The sequence below is a fragment of the Seonamhaeicola sp. NFXS20 genome, from assembly GCF_049132085.1.
In the GTDB taxonomy this organism is placed as follows: domain Bacteria; phylum Bacteroidota; class Bacteroidia; order Flavobacteriales; family Flavobacteriaceae; genus Seonamhaeicola.
This window is the reverse complement of the sequence record NZ_JAFMPU010000003.1, coordinates 263,639-274,932: the sequence shown is the minus strand read 5'-3', so window position 1 is coordinate 274,932 and position 11,294 is coordinate 263,639. Positions and strand designations below refer to the sequence as shown.

General features: G+C 31.5%; 9 protein-coding genes. 3 read left to right on the top strand and 6 right to left on the bottom strand.

What is annotated here, in order from left to right:
• Positions 1 to 241: 241 nt before the first annotated feature.
• The 5 genes from J1D01_RS07375 to gdhA all read right to left on the bottom strand — a co-directional run bounded on the left by J1D01_RS07375 (position 242) and on the right by gdhA (position 8,305).
• The gene (locus tag J1D01_RS07375) at positions 242 to 2,653 is read right to left on the bottom strand and encodes a TonB-dependent receptor plug domain-containing protein (protein ID WP_421150362.1); all 2,412 of its coding nucleotides are present in this window, start codon (positions 2,651 to 2,653) and stop codon (positions 242 to 244) included.
• A gap of 3 nt (positions 2,654 to 2,656) precedes the next feature.
• Positions 2,657 to 3,376, bottom strand: a complete 720-nt coding sequence (recO, locus tag J1D01_RS07370; RefSeq protein ID WP_372938152.1) for a DNA repair protein RecO — start codon at positions 3,374 to 3,376, stop codon at positions 2,657 to 2,659.
• Positions 3,376 to 5,712: an ABC transporter substrate-binding protein gene (locus tag J1D01_RS07365; protein WP_421150361.1), complete on the bottom strand. Its 2,337-nt coding sequence runs from the start codon at positions 5,710 to 5,712 to the stop codon at positions 3,376 to 3,378. Before J1D01_RS07365 ends, recO begins: the two co-directional genes overlap by 1 nt.
• A 75-nt stretch (positions 5,713 to 5,787) precedes the next feature.
• A complete protein-coding gene (locus J1D01_RS07360) occupies positions 5,788 to 6,828 on the bottom strand; it encodes an acyltransferase family protein (protein ID WP_421150360.1) in 1,041 nt (346 codons plus the stop codon).
• Positions 6,829 to 6,961: 133 nt separating this feature from the next.
• Positions 6,962 to 8,305 (bottom strand): NADP-specific glutamate dehydrogenase, encoded by a 1,344-nt coding sequence (gene gdhA / locus J1D01_RS07355; RefSeq protein WP_421150359.1) that lies wholly within the window; start codon positions 8,303 to 8,305, stop codon positions 6,962 to 6,964.
• A gap of 197 nt (positions 8,306 to 8,502) precedes the next feature.
• On the opposite strand from gdhA, the gene J1D01_RS07350 reads away from it, so the two are divergent.
• Positions 8,503 to 9,303: a THC0290_0291 family protein gene (locus J1D01_RS07350; RefSeq protein WP_421150358.1), complete on the top strand. Its 801-nt coding sequence runs from the start codon at positions 8,503 to 8,505 to the stop codon at positions 9,301 to 9,303.
• 14 nt (positions 9,304 to 9,317) lie between these two features.
• On the opposite strand, the gene J1D01_RS07345 is transcribed toward J1D01_RS07350, so the two are convergent.
• Complete coding sequence (locus J1D01_RS07345; RefSeq protein WP_421150357.1) at positions 9,318 to 9,782, bottom strand: DinB family protein; 465 nt, start codon at positions 9,780 to 9,782, stop codon at positions 9,318 to 9,320.
• Positions 9,783 to 9,874: 92 nt separating this feature from the next.
• Here J1D01_RS07345 and J1D01_RS07340 point away from each other — a divergent pair, with 92 nt between their 5' ends.
• Both J1D01_RS07340 and J1D01_RS07335 read left to right on the top strand, forming a co-directional pair.
• Positions 9,875 to 10,819, top strand: coding sequence for a multidrug resistance efflux transporter family protein (locus J1D01_RS07340; protein WP_421150356.1), 945 nt, complete (start codon positions 9,875 to 9,877; stop codon positions 10,817 to 10,819).
• A gap of 85 nt (positions 10,820 to 10,904) precedes the next feature.
• Positions 10,905 to 11,261 (top strand): arsenate reductase family protein, encoded by a 357-nt coding sequence (locus J1D01_RS07335; protein ID WP_421150355.1) that lies wholly within the window; start codon positions 10,905 to 10,907, stop codon positions 11,259 to 11,261.
• Positions 11,262 to 11,294 lie beyond the last annotated feature (33 nt).

Genomic DNA, 11,294 nt, shown 5'->3' with positions numbered 1-11,294 from the left:
AGGACTAGGCAAACTTTTCCAATTTAAAATAAACAGATTGCTTCACTACAGCCTGTCTTGAGCGACAGTCGAAAGGTTCTCAATGACAAATACCATTCCGTCATTACGAGGAGCGCCGCGACGAAGTAATCTTTTTAATGTATAGGATAAACGACATAGAGATTGCTTCACTGTGTTCGCAATGACAGGATTGCTTCACTACAGCCTGTCTTGAGCGACAGTCGAAAGGTTCTCAATGATGTTATAAACTATATTTTAAAGCTATAATAACGTTTCTGCCAGGTGCTGCAATACCAGAAGAATAGGTTTTGTAGCGTTGGTCTGTAATATTCTCTAAACTAGCAGTAAGTGTAGTGGTTTTGGTTAATTGGTATTGGGTTCTAAGGTTAAGGGTGTACCAAGAAGGGCTATACGGATTGCCATCATCATCTAAGGCATAGATATAATCTTTTTCTATTTCAGAAGGCGCTAATTGATTAAATGATAATTCGTTATTATAATTAGCAAATAAGTCAATTTTAAAATCATTGCCAGTGTAGGTAAGGTGTGTGTTTCCAAAATTTGGAGCTACATGTCTTACGGGAACTTCAATACCTTCATCTTCTTCGGTTCCTCCAATAACGCTGTATTGAGAATTTAATGTTAATTGATTGGTAATTGTCCATTTTAATCCAGCTTCAAAACCATAAATCCAAGCTTTAGAAGCATTTTGAATGGCTTGTACGTTGCTTAACTCGCCATCATACATAATTTCACTTTCGCCATTTAGGGTAAAATCTCGTCTTACCAAGGCGTTATCTAAATAGGTGTAATAGGTGGCTACATCTAAAACCAGTTTTTTATTAAAGTCTAGTTTTAAACCTAGTTCGCCACCATAAGCATACTCTGGTTTTAAATTATTGTTAGGTACTACTACAGAGCCAGGTTCAGAGTCAAACACCTTACCAATATCATCAATATTAGGAGCTCTAAAGGCCGATGATGCATTTAATTTCCACTGAATTATTTTGTTGGGAGACCAACTTATACCTGCGGTTCCTGTTAGGGCACTGGCTTCATTTTTTGATGTATTGAACGGTAGGTTTAAGTACACGTTATTTTCTTCAAAATTAGCTTTAGATATAATGTGATTAAACCTTAAGCCAGATTGAAACACAAATTTAGAATTGGGTTTATATTTTATGCTTGTATAAACCGCTGCCGATTGCCAACTGGCACCATTAGGATATCTTGAAACAGTTGGTGTTGAGGTGTTTAAATTAATGTTTTCTTCTGTGCCGTTAGACATGACTTTGTTGTACACGTATTCTAAGCCATAAAAAAACTGGGTTTTAGTACTAACCGTTTTTTCTAAATCTAGGTTAAAGGAGTAAGCATCTACAGCTTCTTCTCTAACATTTCTTATGTCTGATTGAAAATCGCGATCTTTTCTGCTTTCTTTAAAGTTTTGATAGGCAAGTGTAGTTTTAATTTTATCATATAGATTAGAACGACTGCTTAACTTGGTAATTTGAAAATTAGACATAAACCATTGTTGTGGCCCGTAGTTCCATTCTGCAGAACGTAGCGTACCGTTTCTATACCTAATTAACCTATCATATCTGGGAATATCTGAGGTTGTGGTGTAATGCAAACCTAAATCAAAACTTAAATTTTGATACGGTTGAAACTTAACTTTTTGCATGAGGTTAAGTTGGTTGTAACCCGAGTATTTTTGAATTAAATTATTGCTATTCTCAATAATTTCATCGCCAGAGTTAGTGGTTAAAACAAATTCTTGTCTTAAATAATCAGTGGGTCCGTGGCTACCCATTTTTAAATCGTTAAATTCTGTATAGCTAGCATTGGTAACAAACGCCCATTTGTTATACCCCAAATTAAAATCAAAATGTCCTGTTTTTTCATTGCTAGCGGTAGCGTATCTTAATATTACGTTTGATTTAAATAGTAAAGAATCGTTATGAGAAAGTTGAGGTTTTTGGCTGTAAAAACTCATAACACCTCCAATGGCATCACTACCATAAATTACAGCACCAGCACCTAAAGTAACCTCGGTATTTTGAATTGAAAAAGGGTCTATGCTAATTACGTTGTGTAAATTGCCACCTCTAAAAATGGCATTGTTTATTCTTACGCCATCTACAGTAATAAGCAGGCGGTTTGTAGAAAATCCGCGTATCATGGGGCTACCACCACCTAATTGACTTTTTTGAATGTAAACTTGCCCTGTGGTTTCTAATAAATCGGCACTGGTTTGTGGGTTTGAAAACTGAACGTTTTGGGCATTAACACTTACAATTTTTTGAGGAATATCTCTTTTACTTTGTTGAAATTTTGAAGCAGAAATAACTATTTCATCTAAGCCTTGTGTGTTAGATTCTAATAGTACCGTTCTGGTAGTACCTAATTGTTGTTTGGTGAGTTTTTTTAATATGTGAGATAGATGTTTAAAGTAAATATACTCGGTGTCTGAGAACTCGCTAATATCTGCTTCACCTCTAAAATTAGTGATGGTGCTTTTAGACTTATCTACGTTGTAAATGGCAACACCAAAAACGGGTTCTTTTGTAATGCTATTTATAACTTTAATGTTTTGTGCTTGTGTATTTAAAAAAGCCAGTAAAAAGAAGAAAAGTGCGTAATAAAACTTCATGTTTTAGTTAAAAACTTGATTAAATATTTGTAGTGATTTTGGTTGTTTAAAATTTCCTAAATGTAGTTCAAAATAAAGCAACATCATATTTAAAAAAGATTGTCTTTGTTTAGAACTCATTTTTATACTAGAAACATCATCAAATTTTGTGCCTAACAGCTGTTTTAGGCGGGTTAAATTTTGGTCTTCAATACAGTAATTATTTATTTTAATTTCACCAAACTTGCCTTCTGCTAAGTTAAAGTATGGTTTTTCTGTTTGTGTGGTATCAGGATAAAATCCTAAATACTTAGTGAGATTGAGCAAAAACAATAGGTGGAAGTTAGCATACTCGGTTTGCTCATCTAACCAAAGTAGGGCTGTTTCTATGTAACTAAATAGGGTTTGGTTTTGTTCTTCTTCTTGTAATGTGTTTGCTAGTACTTCTGCTAAAAACATTACTATGGCACTTTTTAAAACATTGGTGTGTAAACTGCTGTATACATGATTTAATTTAACTTCTTTAATTGTTTGTAAAGACCTGTTTTCTCTGTATTGAATAACAAGTTGTAATTGAGATAATGGTTGAAAATAGGCTACTTTATTGTTGTTTTTTTTACTTTTTAAAATGCCTTTTAGTATAAAGCTAATAACACCTAATTGTTCTGTGTAGCACTTAACAATAAGATCGTAATCTTTGTATTTAATTTTAGATAAAACAATGGCTTTGGTGGTGATGAGCATTATCTAATAACCATTAGTTTTATAACTTTAGTTTCGTAGGTGTCTAAATCTGAAAGCATAATTAGATACACTCCAGAAGCTACCACGTTATTTGCAAGGTTTTTACCATTCCAGTAGGCGGTGCCACCATCAATTTCTAAATTATAACCGCTATATCTTTGGTTTATATTTGATTGCGCTTCTGCTACTAAATTGCCTTCAATATCGGTTATTTTAATATTTACATTTTCTGAAATGTCTTTAATTTTTACTCTTTCCTCTACAACATTAAAGTTTGGTCTTACTGGGTTGGGGTAGGCAAATGCGCTAGTTAAACTTTCTAAAGTGCTAGATCCGCCCGCTTTATATGAAACTAAACCTCTGCTTGTAGCTATGTAAACAATACCGTTGTTGGTATCTAAAGACACATCGTTAATAATGTTTGATGGTAGTGGTGAGTTGTCTTCTGTGAAATGATAAATAGTTGTTTGACCATCTGATGAGAAATAGAACAAACCAGAATCTGCTGTTCCAATCCATTTGTTGTTAGAGCCATCAACTTCAATATCTGTAACAAATTGCTGAAAAAGGAGTTCTTTAGCAATACCATCTTCTTCAATTATTATTTCTTCAACCTGCACATCATCATCTTCAAAGAAACCAGAAGTGTTATACAAAACTCTTAAGCCTTGTAGAGTGCCTATCCATAAGCTGTTACTGTTGTCTAATGCTGTACATGTAACTTTATTACTGGGCATGTTATTTTCATCTCCCATAATATTTTTTAGTAAAGGATTTCCGTTATTTTCACTAAAACCAATTAAACCGTAGTTATGGCTCCCTATAAATAAATTGTTATTAGAGTCAAATGTGATATTTGAAAAGCCGTTGTTAGAAAATTTATCTGTAATTAAATTAGTGAAACTAAAAGACTCCCAGTTACCGTTTGAAAATTTATTTAAAGGTTGGTCTACACGTGCATTTGTTATCCAAAGATTTCCTTGACTATCATAATTTGAAGTATTTGTTAGATAAAAATCATTATAAAAAGGAGTTAAAGTACTGTTTGTTTGGTTGTATAAGCCAGCTATATTTTCTTCATTTATTTCAATAAGTCCAGAATAATATGAACTTACAAAAATATGGTTAGCGTCTGTGGGGTCAATAGCAATATGAGATAAGTAAAGCGGGTTTTCTATTACAGCGTTTATAGAGTCAAAAGAAATATTATTCCACTCACTTCCATTTAAGTTACTTATTCCACTTTTACTTAAGCCACCATCCCAACCAAAACTAGTACTATAACCACCAAAGGCAACCCACAAATTATCATTAAGAAAGCTTGTTGAAAAAGGTGCGTTAAGTAATGGTCCATCGGGGTGTATTTCTTCAAAAGAAGAAGGGGTGTTTGTGGTTGTGTTTAAAATGCCAAAATCATTTGTGCCAATATAAATATTGTTATTTGTGGTTACTGCAGCAGTATAGGTTGTACTAAATTCTTCTTCTATGTTAACTTGAGAAATGATGTTAAAGTTATCATCATATACAAAGACATTGTTGTTTGTTGTTACGGTTAAGTAGGTGTCATCTGTTTTTATGTCTACTGGTGCGCTATTAAAAACAACAACTTCAGTTAAAGTTTCATTAGTTATATTAAACATTCTTCTGTTAGAATCTACAGTGTATAACTCTGTGTTTTGAGCTTTTATAAATAGATAATTTCCAGAGAAAATAGTTTCCCAATTTTGATAATCAATTAGGTTAGGGTTAGCTACTTGTGCTTTTTTAATACCATATCCGTTAGAACATGCCGCATATATATAATTCCCAAAAACAGCGGTTTGATTAACCTGTATTTGGCTTCCGTTGTTGCCTATAAAATAGGTGTCTCCAAATTCTAATCTTTCTAAGTTAAAAACCGAAATACCATAATTAGTAGCTATGTAAACTAAATTTTGATACTCATTAATATGATTAATTCTTTTGTTTGTAGATTGAATAGTGGTTTTATCAACTATATCCACAATAGATAGTACGTCATCATCATTATCAAAAATAATTTCTATTAAACCATTTTCATAGCCCACTATAAGTAATTGGTAAGTTTCACTATAGTGAATTGTTGAAATAGTTTGTCCAGACAAACCATTAACAGTGCTATATTTTTCAATTTCATTAGTTTGTGGGTCAAAGCTAAATATAGCATTTTCGGCAGCGGCATAAATTTTATTATTTCCTGTAACTATTTCTGTTATTTGGTAATAAGAAAAATGATCTGTCCACTTATCTGAAAAATCTTGCGAAAATTGTTCTAAGGGAATTAATAAAATTATAAAAATGATAACCCATTTAAGCATACAACGTATTTTTAGGATTTTGTATATAGAACGAAATTAGTCTTTAATTAATTATTTAGAGCTAAAATAATTAATCTAATTAGTTTTAGTTAATAAACTTTTTTGTCTGATCCTTCTGGCTTTAGACAAATTAGGTAATTCTATAAAATACCATGATAATACGGCAAATACAAGTGTTAATAATAGCGTAAGCAGGCTACAAATGTATGGATTGTATTTGTTGTAAAAGTCTAAATGTACAAATGTTTGAATTATGGGGAAATGAAATATGTATATACCATAAGTGAAATCGCCATATTTACCAAATTCATTAATAGCTTTAAAATTATAGGCAATGTAAAACACCATAAAACCAAATGTGGCTGGTTTTAAAATATGAGTATTTAAGATATATTGTTCTAAAATGAATAAAATTAAACAAGGTAGAATAATGTAATGTTTCCATTTTAGGAAAAAAGAAAAATTATGAAACAACACCATGCCAGTTGTAAATAAAGCTAAAGCACCTGGTAGTTGTTTAGCAATTCTATACATGTCAATAGCAAGAAAGTAGTTAAAGTAACTTATAGAAACTATGTATGTTAACAAACATAAAGCGTATATGTTGAATTTTTTAGAGTTAACAAGCCAGTAGAATACAGGTATTAGTAAATAAAAAGCTTCTTCAATTTTTATAGTCCAAAGCGCACCATTTACTGCACAAATTTTATTGTTTTCAAAGACACCCGGTAGGCAGGGTTGAAGGTAATTTTGAAATGTTAAGTTAGCTCCTAGATATTCCCAAAACTGTACATTTAAAAAATAGTTTTCAAAAGAAAGCGATGATATAAAGCACAAAAAAAGAGCGCATATAAATATTACTAGCATATATGCAGGAACAATTCTTTTAATACGTTTTATTATGTAATCTTTTAATGAAGCACTATTTTGAAAACTTTTAGCAATTAAAAATCCACTAATCACAAAAAAACCATCTATAGCCAATCTAGTGTTAAAAAAAACAGAATAAGGTTGAAATATTTCTATACCACTGAGCTCTATAAGATGTGAAATAGCTACAGTAGAAGCAAAAACTACTCTAAGAAAATCAAAATTATTGGTGTTAATTTTATCCAAAAAATAAGTTTATAAACCTCAAATATATTTATTATTTGTAACAAACTATTTATTAGTTTAAAATAATAAAATTATAATAAAAAAAGCTTCTCTTGATATAGAGAAGCTTTAAGTTTATTTATTGAAAACTAACTTAAACTATACCTTGTGCTAGCATAGCATCTGCTACTTTAACAAAGCCAGCAATATTAGCTCCTTTAACGTAATCTATATAGCCGTCTTCTTCTTTTCCGTATTCAATACATGAGTTATGGATATCGGCCATAATTTCTTTAAGTTTTTTATCAACCTCTTCTCGTGTCCATTTATAACGAAGCGAGTTTTGCGTCATTTCTAAACCAGAAGTAGCAACTCCTCCTGCATTAGAGGCTTTTCCAGGGGCAAATAGTATTTTAGCTTTATGAAATTCTGCAATGGCTTCGATAGTAGAAGGCATGTTTGCACCTTCACTAACACACATACAACCATTAGCTAATAGCGCTTTGGCATCTTCTTTATTTAGTTCATTTTGTGTGGCACATGGTAAGGCAATATCACATTTTTCATTCCAAGGTGTTTTTCCTTTATGGAATTTAGCTTTAGGATATTCATTTAAATACTCGCTAATTCTGCCTCTTTTTTCATTTTTTAGGTGCATTACAAACTTTAGTTTTTCAGCATCTATACCATCTTCATCATGTATATAACCCGATGAGTCTGAAAGAGTAATAACTTTAGCACCCATTTGAATAGATTTTTCTGCAGCATACTGAGCTACATTACCAGAACCAGAGATGACTACCGTTTTGCCTTTAAAATTATCATTTTTGGTTTTCAACATATTTTCTGCAAAATATACGGTTCCATAACCAGTAGCTTCGGGTCTAATTAAAGAGCCTCCCCAAGTCATTCCTTTACCAGTTAAAACGCCAGTAAATTCATTTTTTAATTTTCTGTACATGCCAAATAAAAAGCCAATTTCTCTTTGTCCTACACCAATATCACCTGCGGGTATATCGGTATTAGGGCCAATATGTCTAAATAATTCGCTCATAAAAGCATGACAGAAACGCATAATTTCATTATCACTTTTTCCTTTAGGGTCAAAATCGCTACCGCCTTTTCCACCTCCCATAGGTAAGGTGGTTAAGCTGTTTTTAAACACTTGTTCAAAGGCTAAAAACTTTAAAATACTAGCGTTCACCGTTGGGTGAAAACGAAGTCCTCCTTTGTAAGGGCCAATAGCAGAATTCATTTGAACGCGGTACCCTCTATTTACTTGAATTTCACCTTTATCATCTACCCAACATACTCTAAAAGAGATTAATCGTTCTGGTTCAACCATTCTTAACAGCACATTTTTACCATAGTAAATATCGTTATTTACAATGTACGGAATTACTGTTTCGGCAACTTCTTGAACAGCTTGTAAGAATTCTGGCTCATGACCGTTTCTTTGTTTTACAAGGTCTAAAAACTCGTTAATGATATTTTTCATACATTTAAATTCTATTATTTTTAAAAAAAATATAATTTATCAATGCAAATATACATTATCTTTAAAAAAATATTGATTTTTTTCTTAAATCCTCAACAGTAAATTTTTAAAAAGAGACTAAAATTGTTAATATTTGTTTGTTAGATGAGTTTTTATATATTTGTTTATGAATATGCCTCAAAAAACGGAACCCTATTATGCTTAACTTGAAATATTTAGCTACAGTTTTTTGTTTGCTCTTCATCTGTACAAATTCAAGTGCTCAATTAGGTTTTTCGCATGAATTGGGGGTGATTGTTGGACCAGTACAATTTAGATCTGATTTTGGTAGTAGGACAGATTCTGAAACTAATTTTGGTAATAGTGGTATTGGAATAGGTGTTGTGCATTACTTAAACTTTTCTTATAGAGCAGATTGTAATTGTTATACTACCGATACTTATTTTAGTGATCATTTTAAATTACGTAATGAAATTTCGTGGAATAAAACTAAGTTAGAACATTTAGGTGAATGGGTAGACCCAAGTAAAAATTCTCCAGAAGCCAATCAATTACGTGGGCATACGGGTTATGCTAAAAATTTAGATATAGGCACTCAATTAGAATTTTTTCCAAGAAGTATAAGATCTTTTCAAGCTTTTGGTTATAAAGTAGCTCCGTTTGCAAGTTTAGGTGTTCATTATACGCATTATATGCCTGAAGTTTCTACCACTTATGTAAACCCCAATCCTGCTGCTATTGGCGATGTTACCGATCCTACAAATTTTTATTCTGGTTGGGATCCTGGTTCTGTTGATGCCTCGTCAGGAAGTACTTGGTCTATGGTAACTAGTATTGGTTTTAGGTATAAAGTGAGTAAGTTTGCAGACCTTATGCTAGATTTAAGATGGCAATACTATTTTGATGATTGGGTTGATGGTTTAAACCACCAATTAAGCTATAATAAAAACAACGATTGGCTTCTTTGGCTTAACGTTGGCTATATTTTTTATCTGTAAATAAGCTTATCTATCTATTTTTTTATTTCCTTTAGTAAAGCCATTACTACCCCTAGGTGAATACCTTCATGAAACAGTACAAATTGTAAAGACTCATCAATATTTTTTAATGTATTACCTGTTGTAGAAACCGTGTGTTCTGTAAATGTGTTGTATAATCCTTTTTTGTAATTTTCTAAGGTGTAATTAATAGTTTTACTTAAAAGGCTCTTAATTTCATTTACTTCTTCTAAGTTAATTTTAGTTTCTGGTTTAGTGCCCTTTCTGTATTTTTCTATAAGTGTGTTATCTATAACAGTAGGTAAGCCAGATAATTTATTAGCCAATAATTGTTCGGTAACAACTATATGGCCAATATTCCAGATGATATTATTATTAAATCCATCGGGTATTTTATTTAAGTTTTCTAATGAGGTGTTCTCTATAGTTTTTTGAAAAAATTTTCTAGTATTCTGTAAAACTTCAAAAGGAAAAGCCATAATTTAATTTTTAAGTTGTAAATATAGTTTAAATGTTATAATTGCGTTTATTTTTGTGTTGACAACAATCTAAAAAACGAAGATAACCTTAAATGAAATCAAATAAATCAACAGCAATTTTGTTAGGTATATTATCCGCTTTATTTTTTGCAGTAACTTTTGTGCTAAATAGATTAATGTCAGTAGATGGTGGACATTGGGTTTGGAGTTCTTCGCTACGCTTCTTTTGGATGATCCCTTTCCTTTCAGTTTTGGTTCTTCTTATAAAAAAACTAAAACCTTTGTTAATAGAAATGAAACAGAAACCTTGGCAATGGATACTTTGGAGCACAATAGGTTTTGGCGTTTTTTATGCGCCTTTGACTTTTGCTGCTGCTTATGGACCTTCTTGGCTTGTAGCAAGCACTTGGCAAATTACAATTGTAGCAGGTATGTTAGTGTCTCCAATTATTAATAAAACCAGCTTTAATAAAACTATATCTTTACAAACTTTACTTTTCTCGTTAATAATATTGATAGGAATATTAATTATGCAAATAAGCCAAGCCAAATCTATTTCAATAAATGAACTCTTACTTGGTACAATTCCTGTTCTAATCGCTGCTTTTGCCTACCCAATTGGTAATAGAAAAATGATGCAGGTTACTAACGGAAAACTAAACGCTATTCAAAGAACATTAGGAATGACAATAGGGAGTTTACCTTTTTGGATATTATTATCTATTTACGGCATTACTATAAATGAAATACCTAATGAACCACAAGTATTTCAAACATTAATAGTAGCTATATGTTCTGGTGTTATTGCTACTGTTTTGTTTTTTATGGCAACAGATAAAGTTAAAAAAGATGAGAAAGCCTTGGCTTCTGTTGAAGCTACCCAATCTGCTGAAGTTCTATTTGCGCTTATTGGAGAAGTCATTATATTAAAAATTCATTTACCAGATATTTACTCAGTTATAGGAATTGTATTGGTAATTATTGGAATGTTGTTACATAGTTTTAAAAAAGAAAAGGCAGCTACAAACACCGTATAAAATTAATTACAGCTTATTTATTTGCTAAATTTAGAGCTTAAACATGCAACTATTGTTATAGAAAGCCCTTTAAAACGTTATAAAAATGAAAAAACTTTATTACTTAAAAACCTGTAGTACTTGTACTAGAATTTTAAAAGAACTTAACTTACCTTCAGAATTTATTCTACAAGATATAAAAAAAGACCCTATTACCCTGAGCCAATTAGAAGAAATGAAAGCTCTTGCAGGTAGCTATGAAGCTCTTTTTAGTAAGCGCTCTAAACTATACAAAGAGATGGGACTTAAAAATCAAGCACTTGTTGAGCGAGATTTTAAACACTATATACTAGAGCATTATACATTTTTAAGTAGACCTGTTATTATTTTAGAAGATAAAATTTTTATAGGAAATTCTAAAAAAACGGTTGAGGCTGTAAAAACCACATTATTAAAGGTTTAACCAACAATAAAACAAACATTTTTAATTAGTTTT